A 21,292-nucleotide genomic window follows, 5' to 3' on the forward strand; every position below is an offset into this window, starting at 1 on the left:
ATGTCCGCTGAGGGCGTATCAGAGGTCAGCTCGCGAGCTCGAGGAGCTCCTTCACATGGCCGACGATCTCGCGCGGCCGGAACGGCTTGGCGAGCACTTCGTCGACCCCGGCGCGGAGCGCCTGCTCCTGATCGGTGATGTGGACGCGTGCGGTCAGCATGATGATGTGCGGCTGCGCGATCTCGGCATCCTCACGGATCTCCTGAGCCGCCTGGATACCGTCGGTCACCGGCATCATCCAGTCCATGAGGACGACGCGGGGCCGGTCGGCGCGGACCCGTTCGATGCCCTCGCGTCCGTTGCCGGCGCGGGCGGTCGCGATGCCGGCGCGCTCGAGACTGGAAACGAGGAGCATAGCGATGTCATCGTCGTCGTCAACCACGAGCACGGAAATTCCCATCCTCGTACTCTGACACCCATACGTCGGTGCGGGTAATCCCGGACCCGCTCGACGGGGGAGCCGGGGGCAGTTCCCGGCTGGGAGGGGGTCCCAACCATGAACAACCGTCCGCTGTGGAAGCCGATGCGGCCCGAGGAACTTTTCTCGCGCTTGCAACTGCCTTTCGTCGCAGGAATCGTCTTCGTCGTGCTCGCCGCCGGCGCCGCGGTTCCGAGTCTCTGGATGTCGGAGGTGCTGCTCATCGGCGTGATCGTCGCGGGGGCGACATCCGCCGTCTTCCTCATGCCGCGGCGCGGCTGGCTGCTGACGCCGTGGGGGATCGTCGTGCCGCTGCTCGACGTGGTCGCTCTCGCGTTCGTGCGGGGGGCGCTGTTCCCCTACATCCCAACGGTGGGCGTCCTCTGCCTCATGCCCTTCGCGTGGATCGCACTGCGATACCGGTGGCAGGCGCTCTTCCTCGTCTTCCTGGGCGGGCTGTTCATCTCCGCGCTGCCGTTACTGATGCGCGTCGAGCAGGTCGCCACTCCTCTCATGCTTCTCAACCTCGTGACTCTGCCGTTCCTCGCGACGGGCATCTCGATCGGCATCCACCTCGCGGTGCAGAGCTTCCGCCGCAGTCGGCAGCAGGTGGAGGATGCCGCGGTCCGGCTGGAGACGACCCTCGAGAAGTCCGAGGACGATGCCCTCGTCCTTCGGACCGTGCTCGACACCGTCAACGGGGCCGTCGCCTTCTACAACGCCGAGGGGCGGCCCGTCCTCGCGAACCGCGCTGCCCACAAGATGGCCGAGGTCGTCGGCTTCCGATTCGACACGCCGCCGTTCGCCGGCCCCCACGTGCGGAAGGCCGACCGGACGACCCCGGTTCCCTGCCAGGAGCAGATCGTCCCGCGCGCGCTTCGCGGCGACGCCATCCGCAACCATCTCGAGTGGTTGGGCACGCCGGGCAATCAGATGGCGATCCTTGCGTCGTCGCGGCGCGTTCACCGCCCGGACGGTGCACTCCTCGGCACTGTCATCGCCGCCTACGACGTCACCGACCTCGCTGACGCCATCGAGGTGCGCGAGGAGTTCCTGACCACGGTGTCGCATGAGCTGCGGACCCCGCTCACCTCCGTCGTGGGGTACACCGAGCACGTCATCGACGTCCTGGGGGAGGATGCGGACCGCCTGGGCGTGGCGAACGCCCTCGGCGCCATCTCCCGCAACGGCGACGTCTTGCTCGAGCGGGTGGCGCAGCTGCTGACCGCGGGGAACAAAAAGATGGTGCTCGCGCCCGCGGTTGTCGACGTTGCAGGGCTCGTCGAGGAGACCGTCGAGGTCATGGTCCCTCTGGCACGACAGGCGGGCGTCGATCTCTCGGTCGAATGCGACGAGAACGTCATCGCCGAACTCGATGCGCGCCGGATCGAGCAGGCTGTGGAGAACGTCCTCACGAACGCCGTGAAGTTCACGCCTCGTGGCGGTTCGGTGTCGGTGAAGGTGTCTCGCCGAGCCGACGGCGAGCAGGTCCACATCGCGATCACGGACACCGGCATCGGGATGAGCGCCGACGACAAACGCCGTGTCTTCGACCGGTTCTACCGATCGACCGAGGTCCGCAAGAACGCGGTCCAGGGCATCGGGGTGGGCCTGTCCATCGTCAAGTCGATCGTGGGAGCCCACGGCGGCGACGTCACGATCGAGAGCGAACCCGGTCAGGGCACGACGATCGCTCTGCACCTTCCGCGGATGCGCGCGGCGATAGAGCCCGCCGCGGAGTTCGCCCTCTCCGCGTGACCGGTGGCGCGTCGCTATGATGACGCCGTGACAGGCACCGGTGAAGGGTCCCGTGGCACCCGATCCGTGCGGGATGCTCAGTGGCTGCGCGCAGCGACGGACCGCGTTCCCACGGCCTGGATTCCCGGCATCCTCACCGCTGTGTTCCTGGGCGCTGCGGCAGCGTTCGGAGGGCTCGAAGCAGTCGCCGCGCCGCCCATCGCGACGCTGGAGCCCGGGGAGACGCACGTGAACGACATGCTGTCGATCACGGTCGAGCGCGCGGTGCTCATCGACAGCTTCCCCGAAGCCGGGGCGTACGCCGACCCGGATAAGGGTCAGCGAATTCTCGCCATGGTGGTCACGGCGGAGAACGTCTGGGACCGCCCCGTTCAGTCGATGAGCGACACGTCCCTCACAGGGTCGCTTCGCGTGCCGGGTCTCGCCGACCCCGTACCCGTCGCCGCCGCCCGACTCGACGACGGCACGAACAAGCCGTGGCTCCAACCGGGAATGCCGGCGGAGATCGTGGTCACGTGGCGGATCAGCGCCGAGGAAGTCGCCGCGGGCGATGGCATCACCGTTGAGATCAGCGACTTCTCCCTGCAGCGCGGCCAGATCGTCTTTTCCGGCGAGACCTGGGTGAGCCCCGTTGTCGCGGCGCGGACATCCGTGACCGTGACAGACGTCGGCGCGGGGGCCGACGCCGAGCAGTCCGGTCCATCGTGATGAAGCCCTGGGTGGTCTGGGCCGTCGGCGTCACTCTGCTCGTCGTCGCCTGGGGCGTAACGAAGGTGACCCCTGGAGCGGAACTCACCGAAGCGTCCTTCGTCACACCGGCAACGATCGGCGAACGCGCCCTCGGGTCTGAACTGGCGCTGACCATCGACGAGGTCGTCATCGCCTCCACTGTCTCGGACTCCCGCGGCTGGACCGCAGAAGGTCAGTGGCTGATTGTCGATCTCCAGATGTCGGCACAGACGACCGAGGAGGTGACGTCGCTCTCGACCGCGATCCTCACCGTCGACGGCAAGATGTACCAGGCCAGCGAGAGGCCGCAGTCGCTGTTCCTCGAGTCGCTGGGAGCGGACATCGTCACGACGGGGAGCGTGGCGTTCGAGCTGCCGGCTGGGGCCGACTCGCAGGCGGCCACCCTGCGCTTCGCTCCGAAAGCGGGCGATGTGCGGCTCGACTCCGTCATCGAATTGTCTTTTGACCTCGGCGATCTTTCGCACGAAAGGTCTCGGGAGCTACGGCCGACGGTAGGAGGCGGGCTGTGAGCGACTGGTGGCGGCGGAACCGTGGCGCTCTCCTGGCGATCGTCATCCTGGTTCCGCTGATGGTCGGCATCGCCGGAGGGTGGGAATTCTGGAATCGCGTTCAAGGACGGCCGACCTTCCCGGTCGCGGCGGCTGCGGGAAGTTCGCTCGACTTCGGTGGAATCACCTTCGGCCCCGCCACGGCAGAGGTGACCTCGATACCCGACGCACAGTTGCCGCCGAACACGAAGATCATCGCCGTCTCGGTCCGAGTCGACCGTCACGATGCGACGACATCGTGCTCGATCCCTGTGCTCCGAGAGCTGACCGGTAAGGGGAGGGTCTGGGAGGCAGACGCCCAAATCGTTCCGTGGAACTGGCGCCTCAACACCCTGTGCCCGGCGCAGAGTACCCGTAACCTATTTCCCGGCGGGGCGTTCTCGATCGACGTGCCCTTCATCGTGCCCGACGACGTCGACGGCGAGCTCGGCGTCGAGTTCACGATCCCGAACCAGCTCCCGCGCTACGCGCGACTCGTCGTCGTGCCCTGACGCGACGACAGGGGCGCCGATCAGGGCTCCCACCGTCGAGTCGTACGCCGCCGCGATGAGCGACGTGCGAACCGGCTCGATGATGAGCGAGGGGATGCCGAGGAGAAGCCCGCCGGCTGCTCGCCAGAAGTCGTACACGTCGTGCGGGCCGATGACCCGCGTCACCCCGACGCTGAGCAGTGGCTCGAGAAGCTGGATCACGGCGTAGGCGAGGACATAACCCCCGATCAGGATCGGGCCACCTCGCCACATCAGGACGACCGCGCGCCAGACAGGTTGGAAACGTGCGCCCATTCCCGAACCGATATCGCCGAGTCGTCGCCGGAGTCGTTGCGGGAGAGTGCCGTAGCGTTCGCGAGCACGTTGGACGAGCTCCCCACGCCACTGCACACCCTGGGGTGCGACCACCTGCCCGTAAACCACCCCCGCCACGGTCAGCCACGCCAGCGGAACGGCGATGAGTCCGGCCGCTTCCCCGATGACCAGGACGATTCCGTCCCAGACCCATCCCAGGGGCGCGAACCATGCTCCGACACTCTCGCGAAGCTGACCGAGCCACTCGATCGCGCGGCGTGACTGAACCCACGCCGACACGCGAGCGAACGCGCCACTCACGAAGAGGACGGTAAGGAACACCCAGAGGCCTTCGAGGTAGGTGGCAGCGAGCCCGGTGCCTTTGGGAAGACGTGAATTCCAGCGGCCCCATGCCCAGCGACCCAGGAAAGCGGCGACGACGACTGCGATGGTCCACGGCTCCCATGTCAGCGTGGCGACCGTGCCCGTCGTGTCCACGGTGGTTCCGGAGATGACACCCGTGAGGCCGCGGCCGAGTTTGACCTGGATCGCGGTGTCGACGTATGCGGCGAAATCCTGACCCAGGAAGCCCAGGGCGGCGTACACGGCCATGAACGGCAGAGTCGAGGAGAGCATCGCGTCGCGGAATGCCCGCCGCCGTCCGATGGAGCCTTCGGGCGGGGGAGCGATGGCGCCGAGGCGCACCATGCCGTCCCGGAGGACGAGGAACATCGCGACGAGACTGATGAGCTTCGCGAGGATCGCCAGAGGGAGGATGAGGATGCCGCCCAGCGCCGTGTAGCCGCCGACGTACCCGGCGACCTCGAGTCCGACGTAACGACCGAGCACGCCCGCGAGGTACCAGGCCACGAGCGCGGGCCAGTGGCGCACGAGGAGGCGCCACGTCATCCCGAGCATCGTCAGCACGGTCTTAAGGTAGCGGCAGCAACGCGGCGTTGCGCGACTAGCCTGGCGTCATGACGGCATCCTTCACCGAGGTCACCCGAGCCGTGTGCACGCCCGAGGAGCTGTTCGATCTTTCGCTGTCGATCGATACGCACCTCGAGTCGATGGCGCACTCGGGGGAGCGCGCTGTCGGGGGCGTCACGGGCGGCGCGATCGGGCTGGGCGAAAGCGTCACCTGGCGCGCCCGACACTTCGGCGTGGTGTGGAAGATGACGTCGCGGATCACCGACCTCGACCGTCCCCACCGGTTCGTCGACGAGCAGGTCCGCGGGCCGTTCCGGTCGTTTCACCACGAGCACCGGTTCGAGCGCACCGGCGACGTGACGGTGATGACCGATACGGTGACGCTGCGTTCACCGCTGCTCGGATGGATCGTCGAACCGCTCCTGCTGCGCCCCTACCTGCAACGCCTCATTCGCACGCGGAACACCGTCCTGGTCGACACCCTGGCCCGTCGACGGTCGGATCCGGCTGCCTGAGCCCGTGTTCATGCCCGTCCACCGGGGATTTTGGCGTCTCCCGCGATAGCGTGGGAGAGCGTCCTCCCTCGGCGCGAAGCGCTCGACTGCGTCCCTGCGGTCCGCATTTTCGCCGCCGGCCCCCGGGACCGGACCGCTCACGCGGTCGGTCCACCGAAAGGAACCCATGAACACTGGCAGCGAACCGGCACGCGCGTACGCGCACGTCACCGGCGGATCGGCACGGTTCACAGCGGTGGACGGCGCCGAGGAGACACTCGAGACCCCCGACGTCGACGCGGTCCGCCGCCTGTTGATCGACCGCGTCCGAGCGGATGCCGCGGCCTCCGGTACGTCCATCGAACTCCTCACGAGCGGCGACCGTGGCGAGCACCGATTCGTCATCGACCCCTCCGGCGCGATCGACGTCGAGCTCGACGACCGCACCGTGACGCGGTCGGAACTCCGCCAGCAGGCCTGGTGGACCACCGACCCGGAGCCCCTCACCGAGGATGAGCCCGCTGCGAAGGTTGAGCCCGCGGCCGAGGATGAGCCCGCGGCCTCGTTCGCGACGCACGAGGGGTTCTCGCCCGAGGACGACGACGCGCCCGCGGCCTCGTTCGCGACGCAGGAGGGGTTCTCGCCCGAGGACGACGACGCGCCCGAGGACCTCACTGCACCTGCGGATGCGCCGGCCCTCGCGGACGACCACGCTCCTGAGGACGACCACGCTCCTGAGGACGACCTCGCCGAGCCTGAGCTCTCCTACGAGCCCGAGCTCCCCGACGAGCCTGAGCCCGACGAAGGACCTGAGCACGCTCCCGCGCTCGTCGCCGAGGTGCCGAGCTTCTTCCCGCCGTCGCGCGTCGACGATGCATCGGACCTGGACGACACGGTCGCTCGGACGCACTCGGCGTTCGACGACGGTGACGACGACGACATCGACGACAGCGCCGAAGGGATGCCGCCCGAGTGGGCTCCCGCTCGCGTGAGCGAGATCCCCGCGGCAGCTCCCGCACCGGAGGCCGGCACGGGTACCGACCCCGTCGACGTCGCGCGCGCGTCCTTCGAGTCCGAGGAGCCACCCGTTCCGTTCGAGGTGACCCCTGCACCCGCTGCAGCATCGGCACCCGCGCCCGAAGGCGCGCCCGCGCCCGACACGGCGTTCGAGGCGACCGCATCCACAGGTCCCCGTCCGTCGTTCATCGAGCCGGCGAGCGAACACCCCGCCACCGTCACCGGGTGGCGCTCGTTCTTCGTACGGATCGGCATCCCCGTCCGCCCGTCGAAGGCGGAGATCGCTCGCGCGGAACGGGAGAAGGCCGTGTCCCGCCAGTGGGCCGGATGCCGCGCCATCGCCGTCGCGAACGGCAAGGGCGGCGTCGGCAAGACGATGACCACCGCAGTCCTCTCCGCCGTCTTCGCGCGGCACGGCGGCGGCAACGTGCTCGCATGGGACAACAACGACACCCGCGGCACCCTCGGCTGGCGGACCGAGCAGGGCGACTACGACACCACGATCCGCGACCTCCTGCCGGAGGCCTCGCGTTTGCTCGAGGCGACGGCCTCGGTCTCGGATATCGCACGCTTCGTGCACCACCAGTCCGTCGATCGGTACGACGTCCTCCGTTCGAACCCCGAGCTGCTCGCTGCCGACCAGCGCATCACCACGGCCGACTTCGACCTGTTGGCTCAGGTGGCGGCGCGCTACTACCGCATGGTCATCTTCGATTCCGGCAACGACGAGTCGGCCGACCGGTGGCTCCGCATGATCGACTCCGCGCATCAGCTCGTCGTCCCGACTCTGGCGGCGCCCGAGTCGGCCGAGTCCGCAGCGCTGCTGCTCGACGCGCTCCGCAAGCGCGACGAGCATTCCCGCCGTCTCGCTGACGGCGCCGTGGTTGTGGTCGGCCAGTCCGAGCGCGCGGGCATCGGAGCCGCGCAGCGGATCGCTGCCGGTTTCGAAGGACACGTCCGCGCCGTGGAGATCATCCCGTTCGACGACTCGCTGAAGGCGGGCCGCATCCGCTACGACGCGCTGCAGCCGCGTACGAAGGACGCGTGGATGCGCGCCGCCGCCGCGGTCGCCCAGGGGCTGTAGACCGGAAGCCCCGTGCTCTCGTTCACTCCGCCTGTGATCTGGGCGAGTCGATCAGGCGCGGGCGACCCGTGTCGGGCGGCGCTGCAGATCGCCGCCGCAGTTCGGGCACGCGCCGTCCGTGAAGCCTGCGACGCAGACCGGGCACCACGTGCACTCGTACGAGCAGATGAAGGCCTTTGCCTCGGCGGGGAGCGCACCGTCGCAGGATTCGCAGGCCGAACGCATCTCGAGCATGTTCCGAGGCTATGGGCGCCGGCGCCGGCGACCCCGGGTTCGGAATGCCGGATTCCGGAGGATTCCTGCCGATGCGCGGTGCGCCCGGCGTGCGGCAGGATGACCCGATGACTGCCGCCGATCATGACGCCCGCCTCATCGAGGTAGCTGCGCGGCTCAGCGTCATCGCCGCCGAGGAGTTCGTCGCGGCGCGCAGGGCCGCCTCGAAAGAAGCGGAGGATCCCGCGCTGGCCGCCGCCATCGCGAAGCTCCGAAAGCCCGTCCTGGCGGCGTGGGTCGTCAATCTGCTCGCCGCGCACGACCCGCACGCGCTCACGCCCGCGGCGGAGCTCGCCGAGGAGTTCCGCCAGGCCGTGGATGCCGGCGACGCCCGCGCCCTCGGCGACCTCACCACCCGGCGGCGCCGCATCCTCGGTGAACTCGCCGGTCGCGCCGTCGACCTCGCCGCCGAACGCGACGTCGAGGTCGGCCCTGCCGCCCGCGTCGCGGTCGAGCGCACCCTCGATGCGGCTCTGCGTGACCCGGATGCCGCGGCTGCCGTCGCGAGCGCTCGCCTGCTGCGCCCGATCGAGGCCACCGGCATGGACGCGCCCGATCTCGGCGGCGCGGTGTCGGGTCCGTTCGAGGCGGCAGTCGCGCCGGCGGGGGACAGCGACGAACTCGCCGAACGGCGTGCGGCCCGCGACAACGCGCGCGCTGCCGCCGAGGCCCGCCGTCACGCCGAGAGTGCGGAGCGCGACCTGGCTGGTCTTGAGGAGAGTCTGCGGTCGGCGCAGGAGCGCGTTGCCAGCCTGGAAAAGCAGCTTGTCCGTCTCGAGCAACAACGCGAGCGCCTTGCTTCCGAGGCGGAAGCTGCGCAGCGTGAACTCGAGGTACTCAGCGATCAGCGGGTCGTCGCACGCGATGCCGTCCGTCGCGCCCGGAGGGACGCCGATCGGGCCTCAACCTGATCAGCCGCGGGAGCGGTGCTGGTCGAGCGCGGTCGTCGCGGTCGACCATACGATCGTCTGGATGACCTCGACCGCACGGTCGTAGCGAGGGCCCGCAAGAACGACGTAGACGGCCCCGACGACGTCGATGAACCCGGCCACTTCACCGCCGATCCGGACCTCGTAACGGTCGTCGGTGATCAGGTCCCACTGGATGCGCGAGGCGCGAGTCGAGGCATCCGCCGGCCGACGCGTCGGTAGAGCGCGCAGCGTTTCCGAATCCACATACATGTTCCGCACCTCGTCCCTCACCCTGCCGACACTGGCCCTAGAAGACCACCATCCGTCGCCCGCCGCAGGTTGCCGAGGGGATTGACGGCGCAGGCAAGGGCCGCTACCCGAGGGCGGGGGAGGCTGCCGCCGTTCGGCGGACGGCATCCGTCACCGTGTCGAGGAGCATCGAGGACAGGTTCCACCGCTGCCAGTACAACGGCACCTCGATCGTGTCGTCGGCCAGCACGACGAGCGACCCGTCGGCGGCGCCCGCCTCGAACTGGCCGGGCAGCAGCATGCCCCAGCCGAGGCCGAGGGTGATCGCCTGCGCGAACTCCGCCGAGGCGCTGATCACGTGCCGTGGGGGCTCCTGCCGGGCTCCGTGGCGGCGGGCGAACGCGCTCTGCAGAGTGTCGTGGCGATCGAAGTCGACCCGTGGCGCGACCTCGAGGGCGGTGCGGTTCAGTCCCGCCGAGAACCAGCGGTCCGCGAAGGGCCGCGTCGCCACGGCGGTGTACCGCATGCGCCCGAGCGGGGAGGTGACGCATCCCGCCACCGGCTCACGCTGTGACGTCACGGCGGCCATGACGGTCCCCGCCGCGAGCAGCTGGGCGGTGCGCTCCTGGTCCTCGCGGTGCAGTTCGAACGTGACGGCGTGGTCGGCCGTGACGGAAGCGAGTGCCGGCAGAAACCACGTGATGAGAGAGTCGGCGTTCACCGCGAGCGGCACATGCGCCGAGCCCGCGTCGTCGCCCAGCGCCGTGCGCGCGTCGTGCTCGAGGAGGTCGAGCTGACGGGCCAAGCGGACGAGCGGCTCGCCCGCTTCTGTCGCGGTGACGGGCTTCGTCCGGCGGAGGACGACCCGACCGACGCGCTGCTCGATGACACGGATCCGCTGACTGACCGCGCTCGGCGTGATCCCCAGCCGGACCGCCGCGCGATCGAGGGTGCCGGCGTCGACCGCGGCGGTGAGGGTGCGCAGATGTTCGAGCGGGATGTCCATCATTCGACTTTAATGAAGCAATCCTTCAGATCATGCAAGATCCTTCGCTGTACTACAGGAGGACTTCTCCCTAGCGTGGACGCTGTGTCTCCCGAACTCATCGCCCTGCTCTCCGGCCTCGGTCTCTGCCTCGGGCTGATCGTGTCGATCGGCGCGCAGAACGCGATCGTGCTGCGTCAGGGTCTCCGGCGCGAGCATGTGGGCATCGTCGTCCTCGTCTGCGTCGTCAGCGACGCGATCCTCCAGACCCTCGGTGTCGCGGGCGTCGCGACACTCGTCACAGCACACCCGTGGCTCGAGACGCTTGCGCGGTGGGCGGGCGCGGCGTTCATCGTCGGCTTCGCGCTCGTGAGCGCGCGACGCGCCTGGCGCGGCGGAGGCAGTCTCGAAGCTGCCGGAGACGAGAAGACGACGGATGCCGCGGCCCCCGGCACGGTCCTCACCCGCCCACGCGTCGCGACGCGCTCGGCGACACTCCTGACGATCCTCGCTGTCACATGGCTGAACCCGCACGCGATCGTCGAAACGACCGTCGTCCTCGGATCGGTCGCAGCCACACACGGCGACGCGCGGTGGTTCTTCCTCGCCGGGGGGATCGCCGGCAGCACGCTCTGGTTCGTGGTCTTCGGTTACGGAGCGCGCTACCTCGCGCCGCTTCTGCGCACCGAACGTGCGTGGCGCATCCTCGATGGCGGCATCGCCGTCATCATGCTGGTCATCGCGGTCACCCTCGTCCTCGGCTGACGCCGGGAGGGCTCACCGATCAGTGTGCGGCGTCGTAGGCGTCGAGCACCTGGGCGGGAACACGGCCGCGTTCGGAGAGCTCGTAACCGTTCTGCGCAGCCCACTCGCGGATCGGCGCGTAGTCGCGCTGTCCGGCACGCTTCTGCTTGCGGCTCGAGTTCGACGACGAGGACGCGCGTGAGGCAGCCGGACGGCTCGACACCCGGCGGGCGGCGTCGATGTACGGCGCCAGCGTCTCGCGGAGCGCGTTCGCGTTGTCGTGAGTGAGATCGATCTCGTAGGCGGTGCCATCGACGGAGAAGAGGACGGTCTCGCCGTCGCCGACCTCGAGGACGGTGCCGTCCAGGTCATCGACGAGCTGATGCACGATTTTGCGGGCCATGCGCCGAGCCTAGTGGCGTGGATGCCTGCTACGGCAGCAACCCGGCCCGGCGCGCCTTGGCGACGGCCGCGTGACGAGTAGAGGCATCCAGCTTCGCCATCGCGGCCTGCAGGTACGACTTCACCGTCCCCTCGCGCAGCGACAGGGATGCGGCGATCTCGGCGTTCGTGGCGCCGAGCGCGCAGCAGGCCAGCACGTCCAGTTCGCGCGGCGACAACGCGACGTCCAGCGAGGTCTCCGCCGAGGCAGCCCGCGACATCCCCGCGAGGCGCTTCTCGACGGCGGCGATACGTTCTCGCAGTCCCGGGTCCGCGACGGATGCCGCGATGCTCCGGAGTTCCGCATAGCTTTCGCGGAGGTCTTCCTGCGCCGCGGCGGGGAGAGCAGGCTCGGTCGGAAGGAGCGCCGCCACTCTGCGGTCCACCTCTTCGCGCACGCGAAGTTCGGTCGCCAGCATGTCGGCCGCGCGGAAGGCGGGCCGGCTCACGAGGTCGCCGACGGGGCCGGGGGTCCAGGAGCCGCAGTAGACGATGCCGCGGGGCCGTCCCGTGACGACGACCGGCACGGCCAGGAGCGTCGAGATGCCCTCGCCCAGGATGGCGCGGTCGTAGTCGTGCGTGATGGTGCGCGCCGTCCGATAGTCGAGTGCCAGACGCGGCCGCTTCTCGAGCATCGCGGCACCACCGAGGCCGCGCCCGGCTTCGACGACGAGGCCCTCGATGCTGCGGGTCCGGGTGCCGGAGATCGCGGTCACGTGGACGGCGCCATCGCGCTCGAGGCCGCCGAAGACGACCGGAAACCGGGTCTGACGTGCGAGATCCGTCACGGCTCGGGAGACGAGCCGCGTGTCTGCGTCGCTCTCGGCCAACGATCCCACGCGTACCTACTTCCGGGGGTGACGGCACCACTGCCGCCTTCGTACGGTCGAACCTACCACGCGGCCGATTCTCAGGAACGGCCGTCAGAGCACCGTCGCTCACCCCATGAGGCAAGGAGGCCACATGTCGTCCCAGTCCCCCCACGGAGGCGTGGAAGGGAGTGCCATCGACTACGTCGCGGTCGAGCGATCGCCGCGTTTCGTCGAACTGAAGAAGAAGCATCGCAGCGTCGTCTTCCCGCTCGCGGTCCTCTTCATCGTCTGGTACTTCGTCTACGTCCTGCTCTCCTCGTTCGCCCCCGACTTCATGGCGCAGGAGGTGTTCGGCCACATCACGATCGGCCTGCTCCTGGGCCTCGGCCAGTTCGTCACGACGTTCGCGATCACGATGGGCTACGTCGCCTTCGCCAACCGCACGCTCGACCCGATCTCCTCCGAGATCCGTGCCGACCTCGAAAGCCAGGAGGCGCGATGACTCCCGTCCTGCTCGCTGCGGCACCCGCCGCCGCTGCGGAGAACAACCCCGTCCTCAACATCTCGATCTTCGGCGCGTTCGTCGCGGTGACGCTGTTCATCGTCATCCGCGCGAGTCGCAACAACAAGACGGCCGCCGACTACTACGCGGCCGGTCGCTCCTTCACCGGCCCGCAGAACGGCTTCGCCATCGCCGGGGACTACCTGTCGGCGGCATCCTTCCTGGGCATCGTCGGCGCCATCGCGATCAACGGCTACGACGGCTTCCTCTACTCGATCGGCTTCCTTGTCGCGTGGCTCGTCGCGCTCCTGCTGGTGGCCGAGCTCATGCGCAACACCGGCAAGTTCACGATGGCCGACGTGCTGTCGTTCCGCCTGAAGCAACGCCCCGTCCGTCTCGCCGCGGCGATCACCACGCTGGCGGTCTGCTTCTTCTACCTGTTGGCGCAGATGGCCGGTGCCGGTGGCCTCGTCTCGCTGCTCCTCGGCATCACCGAGCAGATCGGCCAGTCGATCGTCGTCGCCGTCGTCGGCGTGCTGATGATCGTCTACGTGCTCATCGGCGGCATGAAGGGCACGACCTGGGTGCAGATCGTCAAGGCGTTCCTCCTCATCGGCGGTGCCATCGTCATGACGATCTGGGTGCTCGCGATCAACGGCTTCAGCCTCGACACGCTCCTCGAGTCGGCGGTGCAGAAGTCGGCGACCGACCCGAAGGACGCGATCCTCGGTCCGGGCCTGCAGTACGGGGCCAACCCGTGGGACTTCATCTCCCTCGCGATCGCCCTGGTCCTGGGTACCGCGGGCCTCCCGCACGTGCTGATGCGGTTCTACACCGTGCCGACGGCGAAGGAAGCCCGTCGGTCGGTCGTGTGGGCGATCTGGCTGATCGGACTCTTCTACCTGCTGACGCTCGTCCTCGGCTACGGCGCCGGCGCGATCGTCGGGTCGGAGACCATCAAGGCGGCGCCCGGTGGCGTCAACTCGGCGGCGCCGCTCTTGGCGGCGGCGCTGGGCGGACCGGTGCTGCTCGGCTTCATCTCGGCGGTCGCCTTCGCGACGATCCTCGCGGTCGTCGCCGGTCTGACGATCACGGCTGCGGCGTCCTTCGCGCACGACATCTACGCGAACGTCGTGAAGAAGGGCAACGTCCCGCCGGACGGCGAGGTCAAGGTCGCCCGTCGCACGGTCATCGTGATCGGTGTGCTCGCGATCCTCGGCGGCATCGGCGTGCAGGGGCAGAACGTCGCGTTCCTGGTCGCGCTCGCCTTCGCGGTCGCGGCATCCGCCAACCTGCCGACGATCCTGTACTCCCTCTTCTGGCGGAAGTTCACGACGCGCGGCGCGGTGTGGAGCATGTACGGCGGCCTCGGAACGGCCATCGTCCTCATCATCCTGTCGCCCGTGTTCTGGGGCACCGAGACGAGCGTGTTCAAGAACGTCGGGATGGCGATCTGGCCGCTCAACAACCCCGGCATCGTGTCGATCCCCGTCGGCTTCATCCTCGGCTGGCTCGGCTCGGTGACCTCGCGGAAGGCAGAGGACGCCACCAAGGCGGCCGAGATGGAGGTCCGCTCGCTGACCGGCTACGGCGCTGAAAAGGCGGTCGACCACTAGTCGGCACCGGATGCCGCGACGAGGCGGGCAGGGACGGCCTACACGTCCCCGCCCGCCTCCGTCATGCGCGGCCCCGCTCGCTCACGACCCGCTCCTCGAGATCGAGGAGGAATCGCTTGCGCTCGGGATGTCCGCCGTACTCGCCCATCGAGCCGTCGCTGCGGATCACCCGATGCGCCGGCACCACGATGGACCAGGGCGTCCGGGCGCACGCGGTCCCCACCGCGCGATGCGCCCGAGGTGCCCCTGCCGCGATCGCCACCTCGGCGTAGGAGGCCGTTTCCCCATACGGCACCTCCGCGATCGCTTCGAGCGCACGGCGGGAGAACCCCGCCGTGAGGCGCCAATCGAGCGCCGTCGTGAACGTCCGCCGCTCTCCCGCGAAGTACTCGTCGATCTCGTCGGCGAGGGATGCCGCGGGTTCGTCGTCAGCCACCGGCACCATGTGCAGGAGCAGACTCAGCCGGGCGACCTCGGCGTAGGCGGGACCGTCGAGGACGGAGAGCGCGACGAGACCCTCGTCGGTCGTCACCGAGAGCGCCTCGCCGATCGGTGTCGGGTGCACCGAGTAGGTTGCGAACGTCATGACCTCATCATGGCGGGCGAGCGAAGGACCCGAGCGGGGGAGCACCCGGCGGGGGAGAAGCGGCATCCCGGGACGGATGTGGAGGAAACGCGACCCCGCCAGCCCTCCGATCCGCGAAACTCGGCCGTCGGTCCCGCTTTCTCAGCCCGACGCGCCTAATGTTTCTCGTGTGTGGCGAGCAGAGAGCGGTGCTGTGCGCGGCGAGAGAGCCGAGCAAGCGTCTGCGGTGACCCCGGCAGACGTGACGCTGTCCGACCCCGAGGTCCTCGTCATGCACGCGGCCGTCCCCGAGCGGAAACGACTGCGCGAAGAAGCCGCCCAGCTCGGCGGAGCCTCGACGCTGCTGCATTACCGCGATGACGGCGATGCGGGCATCGACATCACCAAGGCCCACCCCGGCAGCCTGCCCCAGTTCATCACCGGCCGGCCGACACTTCTGTCCAACATGTTCCGCGACGAGGTCGCGCTTCGCACGGCCCGACTGGCCGCCGAGCGCATCACCTCGAAGGATGTCGAGCTGCGGACTTCGCGCGGGCTCGACACCGTGCACCTCGCGATCGGCATGGCCTCGTGGCGCATCGGCAGCACAAGCTGCACGGCTCCCGTCCTGCTCCGCCCGTTGACGATCCGCCGGCACCACGCCGACTTCGACCTGCGTCTGCACGGCCCGTTCCACGTCAACCCCGAGCTCGTCACCGCCGCCCGCATCCACTTCGGCGTCGACCTCGACGGCGACGCGCTCGCCAACCTGGCCTACGACGGCGGCGTGTTCCAGCCGCAGCCGGTCATCGACCGCCTGCGCGCGCTCACAGCCCACGTGCCCACTTTCACGGTGCTCCCGCGCCTGGTCGTCTCCACTTTCGCCGACGTCGCCTCCGACATGGAACGGGATGCCGTCGACCTCGACCACCCCGTGCTCAACGCGCTCGCGGGTCACCCCGCCGACCGTGAGCGGCTCTCGTTCGTCCGCCCTCAGCCCGACGCCGTCGGCCCCGACGACCGCACGCCGGCCTCGGACCGACTCATCCTCGACGCCGACGCGGAGCAGGAGGCGGTCCTCGCCCGCATCACCGAGGGTCAGTCGATCGCCGTGCACACGCTGCCCGGCACCGGCGGCACGCAGACCGTCATCAACGCGGTCGGCGAACTCGTGCGCTCGGGCAAGCGCGTCCTCGTCGTCAGCGCTCGCCGCTCGACGCTCGACGGCGTGCGTCACCGCCTCACCGGTATCGGACTGCCGGGTCTCGCCGTCTCGCCCACGCGACTGCACCGCGACCTCATCCGTGCGATCGCCCGCAATGAGAAGGCCGAGCAGCCCAAGGTCGCCGAAGTCGACGACGCGCTCGTTCGTCTTCGCACCGTGCTCCGCGATTACCGTTCCGCGCTCACGCAGCGTCACGGCTCGGTCGGTGTCTCGCCGCTCGAAGCGCTCCGCGAACTCACCCGCATCGCCGAGCACGAGCCCCAGCCGTCCGCGACCACGCGGTTCGACCTCGCGACGGTGCAGCGACTCGCGACTCGTCGCGTCGAGGCCGCGCAGGCACTCGCGGCATCCGCTCGCCTGGGCGAGTTCCGCATCGGTCCCGACGACTCGCCCTGGTACGGGGTCGCATTCTCGACGACGGATGAGGCGCGCGCCGCACATGCCCTCGCCGGACGCCTGCACCGCACCGAGGTACCCGGGTTGCTGGAGCGCGGCTACGAGCTGATCGCGCAGACGCGCATGCGGCCGTTCACGACGATCGCCGAGATGGGCTCGTACGTCCAGCTGCTTCAGGGCATCCGCGCCTCGCTCGACCGGTTCAGCCCCACCGTCTTCGAGCGTCCCCTCACCGATCTCATCGCGGCGCACTCGTCGCGACGTGACTCGGCGCAGATGACTCCGGCGAACCGGCGTCGGCTCCGTCGGCTCTCGAAGGAGTACGTGCGCCCCGGGATGCACGTCACCGACATGCACGAAGCCCTCCTCCGCGTCCAGACCCAGCGCACGCAGTGGCAGCAGCTCGTCGACGCCGGTGTCACCCCTGAGATCCCGATCGGACTCGATGACGTCGCCGCCGCCTGGCAGCGCGTAAACGCCGATCTCGGCGAACTCGACGGCGCTCTCGGTCGCACCGACGGGCTCGCCGCGCTTCCCATCCCGCAGCTGCTCCGCACCCTCGCGGGCCTCGCCGCGGCATCCGACGTCTTCGACAACCTGGTCGAGCGCGCCGCTCTCCGCGGTGAACTCGCCCAGCTGGGTCTCGAGCCGCTCCTCATGGAGCTCTCGACGCGTCACGTGCCCGAGGCCGAGGTCGCGAGCGAGTTCGAATTCGCGTGGTGGCGCTCCGCTCTCGAGGCGATGCTGCGCTCGGACCGCGCGTTGCTGGGCGCGAACACGACCGTCCTCGACCGCCTCGAGCGCGACTTCCGTCTCGTCGACGAGGCCCACGCTGCGTCGTCGGGCCCGCTGCTCGCGTCGGAGCTCGCCAAGCGGTGGCGCATCGCGATCGTCGACGAGCCGCGCGAAGCGGCATCCCTCAAGGCGGCGCTCCGCGGCGGAACGGCCTCGGCCTCCGAACTGGTGGCGTCGGCACCGAGCCTCATGCGCGTGCTCGCACCGGTGTGGCTCGCCTCGCCGTACGAGGTGCCCCACGTGCCCGACCATCCCGACTTCGACGTCGTCATCATCGCGGATGCCGCTGCGCTCTGCCTCGCGGAGGCGACGCCGGCCCTTCGTCGTGCGCGTCAGATCGTCGTGTTCGGCGACCCCGTCACGCAGAAGCCGACTCCCTTCCGACTCTGGTCGGGCCGGGGCGACGACCGCGAGGCGCCCGAGGTTCCGTTCGACGACACGAGCGTGTTCGAGCGGCTCAGCGAGCTGATCCCCGTTGAGACCCTGACGCGCAGCTACCGCGCCGGCGGTGAGGACCTCGCCGAGCTCGTCAACGACGCTTTCTACGGCGGAGCGATCAGCTCCCTCCCCTGGGCGGGGTCGTACCTCGGCCGCGGCAGCCTCAGCGTCGACTACGTCGAGGGCGGTACTGGAGCCCCGAACCCTGAGACGGGTGCGGTCGAGAGTCCGGATGCCGAGGTCGCTCGCGTCGTGACCCTCGTCGTCGAACATGCGATCAACCGCCCCGGCGAGTCCCTCATGGTCGTCACCGCCTCGGCGCGGCACGCCGAGCGTGTCCGTGCCGCCGTGTCGAGCGCCTTCGCCGGTCGGTCCGACGTCGCCGACTTCATCGGTCGCGAGACGGCCGAGCCGTTCGCCGTGCTCGGACTCGAGGAGTCCGTGGCCGAGAGTCGCGACCGCGTCATCTTCTCGCTCGGGTTCGGGCTGACGAAGCACGGCCGTGTCCTGAGTGACTTCGGTGACCTGTCGACCCCCGACGGTGAGCGGCTGCTGACGGTCGGGATGACGCGCGCCCGTCGCTCGATGGTCATCGTTTCGTCGATCCGCCCGTCCGCTTTCGACGAGGGGCGTCTGACGCACGGTGCCGCGACACTCATGTCGATCCTCGGGCGCATCGCCGCCCGCGGGCGCGACGCGCGACTGGAAGACCTCGCCGACCCCCTGACTCTCACGCTCGCGCAGCACCTGCGGAGCCTCGGTGTCTCGGTCGACGTCGACTACCGCGGCGGACAGCTGCCGCTCGTGGCCCAGTACAAGGGCAAAGCAGTCGTCGCCGATCTCGATCCGGAGAGCACGCACGACAGCCTCCGCGAAACGCTCCGCCGCCGACCCCAGCTGCTGCGTCGCCTCGGCTGGCACTACGTCCGCGTGCACGCGTTCGAGGTCTACAACGACCCCGCGGCCGTCGCGCTGCGGATCGCCGGTGTCATCGGCGTTCAGCCCGAGACGCCGTCGGCACCGGGCTCGACCCAGCCGATCGATGTCGACTGAGCGTCAGCGCGTCGAGCGGGTGCCGGGCTCCCGGCGCGCCAAACTGACGCCCGCGCCCGGGACGGACCCGACCCCCGAGACGACGAACGGGCCGGAGGCGGGGGAACCCCCGGCATCCGGCCCGAACGACGATCGCCTGCGGAACGACGTCCCGCCGCACTACTGAGTCGTCAGATCGACGGCGACGGCGGCTCGGTCGAGCGCGTCGGAGCCGTCGTCCCGCGCTGCTGCTCGAGCAGGTCGCGGATCTGGATGAGGAGCTCGGCCTCGGTCGGAAGCTTCGCGGCCTCTTCGACGACGCCGGCCTTCGCGGCCTGGCGTTCCTTCCACTTGTTCATGGGGACGACGAACACGAGGTAGACGACAAGTGCCACTGCGAAGAAGCTGATGATCGCGGTGATCAGACCGCCGAGCGGGAAGGTGACCGCCTTGCCGTGGAGTCCCGTGAACACCGGCCCGATCGCACCAGTTTTCGGGTCAGGCAGGTAGAACAACGCGATCAACGGGTTGATGATGCTCGTCACGATCGCCGTGACCAGTGCGGTGAACGCACCGCCGATGACGACCGCGACCGCCAGGTCAATGACATTGCCGCGCATGATGAAGTCTTTGAAGCCTTTGATCACGGCTATTCCTTCCGACGCCGGCTTGCGGCCGGAGTTACGAACCCGCGGGGGCGGGCGAAGCGGATGCTTCAGATGACTTCGATGATGTCGAAGAAGAGGAGCTCTCACCAGAGGACGCCGATCCGCTCGACGAACGTGAGTCGGTGCGGTAGAAGCCCGAGCCGTTGAAGGTCACCCCGATCGAGCCGTACTGCTTGCGGAGCGTGCCGCCGCATTCGGGGCATTCGGTGAGCGCGGCGTCGGCGAACGACTGGACGGCGTCGAAACGGTGGCCGCACGAGGTGCAGGCGTAGGCGTAGGTGGGCATGAGACCTCGGGGGATCAGCGGGTGGGAAGAAGGACGGTGCGAGTGGGGGTGACGACCCCCGAGACGGGCTGGTCGTGCACCTCGCGCGGCACGGAGTCGACGAGTTCGGAGTCGAAGATGACGGCGTAGACGGGTGGGCACTTCTCCATCGAGCCGATGGTCTTGTCGAAGTAGCCGCGTCCCCAGCCGAGCCGCATCCCGGTCCTGTCGACGGCGGCAGCCGGGATGACGAGCAGATCGACGTCGTTCACCGCGACGGGGCTCAGCAGCTCGCCGACGGGTTCGGGAAGGCCGAAGAGTCCTTCTGCGGTGTCACCCTCTTCTTCGGCGACGGCCCAGTCGAGGAGCCCGTCGGCGCGGGTGACGGGGAGGAGCACACGGATGCCGCGTGCCACCGCTGCGGCGATGAACTCCCGTGTGCCCGGCTCCGTCGGTGTGGAGAGGAAGCAGGACATCGATCGGACGCCGTGGGTGGCGACGAGGGCGTCGAGCTGTGCGTGGACGCCGGTGGCTGCGTCCTCGAGCGCGGCGGCCGAACGCTGCTGGCGGCGCTCGCGGAGCTCGGCGCGCAGGGCGCGCTTCTCAGTGTCCAACGGGCCGGTCATGGTCCGATTCTAAAGGGACACGCCCGCGCGGCAGACGTGTCATCCGCGCGACCCGCGGCATCTGTAGGGTGATGGTCATGTCTGCGCAGCGCATCAAGGCCGTCATCCCCGCCGCCGGCCTGGGGACTCGCTTCCTCCCTGCCACGAAAGCCATGCCGAAGGAGATGCTGCCTGTCGTCGACAAGCCGGCGATCCAGTACGTGGTCGAGGAGGCGGTAGCGGCCGGAATCGATGACGTGCTCATCATCCTGGGACGCAACAAAAACAACATCTCCAACCACTTCGACTCGGTCCCCGAGCTCGAGTCGAACCTGTCCAAGAAGGGCGACCACGAGAAGCTGAAGCGGGTGCAGGACTCGTCGGAGATGGCGGACATCCACTTCGTTCGTCAGGGTGAACCCAAGGGTCTCGGCCACGCCGTCCTCCGGGCGCGCTCGCACGTGGGCGACAGCACGTTCGCCGTCATGCTGGGCGATGACCTGATCGACGCGCGCGACGTTCTCCTCGAGAAGATGCTCGAGCAGAATCAGAAGACCGGCCTCACGGTCATCGCGCTCATGGAGGTCTCGCCCGACCAGATCCACCTCTACGGTGCGGCGGCGGTCGAGGAGACCGATGAGACCGACGTGGTGAAGGTCACGGGCCTTGTCGAGAAGCCCAAGAAGGAGGATGCCCCCTCCAACTACGCCGTCATCGGCCGCTACGTGCTGAACCCCGGCGTCTTCGAGGTCCTCGAGCGCACCGAGCCGGGCAAGGGCGGCGAGATCCAGCTGACCGATGCGCTGCAGGAGCTCGCCTCGACCGAGGGTGTCCTCGGCGTCGTCTTCCGCGGCCGCCGCTACGACACCGGCGACCGTGCCGATTACATCAAGGCCATCGTGCAGCTCGCCGTCGACCGTGACGACCTGGGGGCGGAGCTCCGCCCGTGGCTGAAGGACTTCGCATCGGGCCTGTGAGCCCGGCGG

General features: G+C 69.2%; 23 protein-coding genes. 12 read left to right on the forward strand and 11 right to left on the reverse strand.

Going from position 1 to position 21,292, the window contains the following annotated elements:
• Positions 1-25: 25 nt before the first annotated feature.
• Complete coding sequence (locus MO1_RS04965) at positions 26-400, reverse strand: response regulator (protein WP_036312012.1); 375 nt, start codon at positions 398-400, stop codon at positions 26-28.
• Positions 401-496: 96 nt separating this feature from the next.
• On the opposite strand from MO1_RS04965, the gene MO1_RS04970 reads away from it, so the two are divergent.
• The 3 genes from MO1_RS04970 to MO1_RS04980 are packed head-to-tail and all read left to right on the forward strand — an operon-like array spanning position 497 to position 3,435.
• On the forward strand, positions 497-2,176 hold the full coding sequence (locus MO1_RS04970) for a PAS domain-containing sensor histidine kinase (protein WP_060915372.1): 1,680 nt from the start codon (positions 497-499) through the stop codon (positions 2,174-2,176).
• A 27-nt stretch (positions 2,177-2,203) separates the two neighbouring features.
• Entirely contained in the window at positions 2,204-2,884 is a 681-nt protein-coding gene (locus MO1_RS04975; RefSeq protein WP_036312015.1) for a hypothetical protein, read from the forward strand.
• Positions 2,885-2,895: 11 nt separating this feature from the next.
• The gene (locus MO1_RS04980) at positions 2,896-3,435 is read left to right on the forward strand and encodes a DUF4352 domain-containing protein (RefSeq protein ID WP_167542024.1); all 540 of its coding nucleotides are present in this window, start codon (positions 2,896-2,898) and stop codon (positions 3,433-3,435) included.
• 398 nt (positions 3,436-3,833) lie between these two features.
• On the opposite strand, the gene MO1_RS04985 is transcribed toward MO1_RS04980, so the two are convergent.
• Positions 3,834-5,177, reverse strand: a complete 1,344-nt coding sequence (locus MO1_RS04985) for a hypothetical protein (RefSeq protein WP_255209231.1) — start codon at positions 5,175-5,177, stop codon at positions 3,834-3,836.
• Between the two features lie 59 nt (positions 5,178-5,236).
• Between MO1_RS04985 and MO1_RS04990 the strand changes: the two genes are divergently transcribed.
• Both MO1_RS04990 and MO1_RS04995 read left to right on the forward strand, forming a co-directional pair.
• A complete protein-coding gene (locus MO1_RS04990) occupies positions 5,237-5,704 on the forward strand; it encodes an SRPBCC family protein (protein ID WP_060915374.1) in 468 nt (155 codons plus the stop codon).
• 166 nt (positions 5,705-5,870) lie between these two features.
• A complete protein-coding gene (locus MO1_RS04995; RefSeq protein WP_060915375.1) occupies positions 5,871-7,784 on the forward strand; it encodes a ParA family protein in 1,914 nt (637 codons plus the stop codon).
• 51 nt (positions 7,785-7,835) lie between these two features.
• Here the strand turns inward: MO1_RS04995 and MO1_RS05000 are convergent, their stop codons facing one another.
• The gene (locus MO1_RS05000; RefSeq protein WP_060915376.1) at positions 7,836-8,018 is read right to left on the reverse strand and encodes a DUF1272 domain-containing protein; all 183 of its coding nucleotides are present in this window, start codon (positions 8,016-8,018) and stop codon (positions 7,836-7,838) included.
• Between the two features lie 107 nt (positions 8,019-8,125).
• Here MO1_RS05000 and MO1_RS05005 point away from each other — a divergent pair, with 107 nt between their 5' ends.
• Positions 8,126-8,968, forward strand: coding sequence for a hypothetical protein (locus MO1_RS05005; protein WP_060915466.1), 843 nt, complete (start codon positions 8,126-8,128; stop codon positions 8,966-8,968).
• Here the strand turns inward: MO1_RS05005 and MO1_RS05010 are convergent, their stop codons facing one another.
• Together MO1_RS05010 and MO1_RS05015 are read right to left on the reverse strand one after the other, a co-directional pair.
• Positions 8,969-9,238: a hypothetical protein gene (locus MO1_RS05010; protein ID WP_036312028.1), complete on the reverse strand. Its 270-nt coding sequence runs from the start codon at positions 9,236-9,238 to the stop codon at positions 8,969-8,971.
• 103 nt (positions 9,239-9,341) lie between these two features.
• The gene (locus MO1_RS05015) at positions 9,342-10,223 is read right to left on the reverse strand and encodes a LysR family transcriptional regulator ArgP (protein ID WP_060915377.1); all 882 of its coding nucleotides are present in this window, start codon (positions 10,221-10,223) and stop codon (positions 9,342-9,344) included.
• Positions 10,224-10,298: 75 nt separating this feature from the next.
• Between MO1_RS05015 and MO1_RS05020 the strand changes: the two genes are divergently transcribed.
• Positions 10,299-10,967 carry a LysE/ArgO family amino acid transporter gene (locus MO1_RS05020; protein ID WP_060915378.1) on the forward strand — a complete coding sequence of 223 codons (669 nt, stop codon included), beginning with the start codon at positions 10,299-10,301 and terminating at the stop codon, positions 10,965-10,967.
• A gap of 19 nt (positions 10,968-10,986) precedes the next feature.
• Here MO1_RS05020 and MO1_RS05025 read toward each other — a convergent pair whose 3' ends face one another.
• Entirely contained in the window at positions 10,987-11,349 is a 363-nt protein-coding gene (locus MO1_RS05025) for a histone-like nucleoid-structuring protein Lsr2 (protein ID WP_036312034.1), read from the reverse strand.
• 28 nt (positions 11,350-11,377) lie between these two features.
• A complete protein-coding gene (locus MO1_RS05030; RefSeq protein ID WP_060915379.1) occupies positions 11,378-12,226 on the reverse strand; it encodes a helix-turn-helix transcriptional regulator in 849 nt (282 codons plus the stop codon).
• Between the two features lie 124 nt (positions 12,227-12,350).
• On the opposite strand from MO1_RS05030, the gene MO1_RS05035 reads away from it, so the two are divergent.
• Together MO1_RS05035 and MO1_RS05040 are read left to right on the forward strand one after the other, a co-directional pair.
• Positions 12,351-12,701: a DUF485 domain-containing protein gene (locus tag MO1_RS05035; protein ID WP_174520547.1), complete on the forward strand. Its 351-nt coding sequence runs from the start codon at positions 12,351-12,353 to the stop codon at positions 12,699-12,701.
• On the forward strand, positions 12,698-14,317 hold the full coding sequence (locus tag MO1_RS05040) for a monocarboxylic acid transporter (RefSeq protein ID WP_060915380.1): 1,620 nt from the start codon (positions 12,698-12,700) through the stop codon (positions 14,315-14,317). Before MO1_RS05035 ends, MO1_RS05040 begins: the two co-directional genes overlap by 4 nt.
• 61 nt (positions 14,318-14,378) lie before the next feature.
• On the opposite strand, the gene MO1_RS05045 is transcribed toward MO1_RS05040, so the two are convergent.
• Positions 14,379-14,903: a methylated-DNA--[protein]-cysteine S-methyltransferase gene (locus MO1_RS05045; RefSeq protein ID WP_060915381.1), complete on the reverse strand. Its 525-nt coding sequence runs from the start codon at positions 14,901-14,903 to the stop codon at positions 14,379-14,381.
• Positions 14,904-15,096: 193 nt separating this feature from the next.
• Between MO1_RS05045 and MO1_RS05050 the strand changes: the two genes are divergently transcribed.
• Positions 15,097-18,789, forward strand: a complete 3,693-nt coding sequence (locus MO1_RS05050; RefSeq protein ID WP_060915382.1) for a DEAD/DEAH box helicase — start codon at positions 15,097-15,099, stop codon at positions 18,787-18,789.
• Complete coding sequence (locus MO1_RS14710; RefSeq protein ID WP_164499347.1) at positions 18,779-18,955, forward strand: hypothetical protein; 177 nt, start codon at positions 18,779-18,781, stop codon at positions 18,953-18,955. Before MO1_RS05050 ends, MO1_RS14710 begins: the two co-directional genes overlap by 11 nt.
• Before the next feature lie 4 nt (positions 18,956-18,959).
• Here the strand turns inward: MO1_RS14710 and mscL are convergent, their stop codons facing one another.
• From mscL to MO1_RS05065, 3 genes are read right to left on the reverse strand one after another with little or no spacing between them, the layout of a single operon-like run.
• Complete coding sequence (mscL, locus tag MO1_RS05055) at positions 18,960-19,415, reverse strand: large conductance mechanosensitive channel protein MscL (RefSeq protein ID WP_060915383.1); 456 nt, start codon at positions 19,413-19,415, stop codon at positions 18,960-18,962.
• A 34-nt stretch (positions 19,416-19,449) separates the two neighbouring features.
• Positions 19,450-19,722, reverse strand: coding sequence for an FmdB family zinc ribbon protein (locus MO1_RS05060; protein WP_036312049.1), 273 nt, complete (start codon positions 19,720-19,722; stop codon positions 19,450-19,452).
• Between the two features lie 14 nt (positions 19,723-19,736).
• Positions 19,737-20,327, reverse strand: a complete 591-nt coding sequence (locus MO1_RS05065) for a 5-formyltetrahydrofolate cyclo-ligase (RefSeq protein ID WP_036312052.1) — start codon at positions 20,325-20,327, stop codon at positions 19,737-19,739.
• A gap of 77 nt (positions 20,328-20,404) precedes the next feature.
• Here MO1_RS05065 and galU point away from each other — a divergent pair, with 77 nt between their 5' ends.
• Positions 20,405-21,283, forward strand: coding sequence for a UTP--glucose-1-phosphate uridylyltransferase GalU (gene galU / locus MO1_RS05070; protein ID WP_036312457.1), 879 nt, complete (start codon positions 20,405-20,407; stop codon positions 21,281-21,283).
• Positions 21,284-21,292 lie beyond the last annotated feature (9 nt).

Source organism: Microbacterium oleivorans NBRC 103075 (genome assembly GCF_001552475.1).
Taxonomy (GTDB): domain Bacteria; phylum Actinomycetota; class Actinomycetes; order Actinomycetales; family Microbacteriaceae; genus Microbacterium; species Microbacterium oleivorans.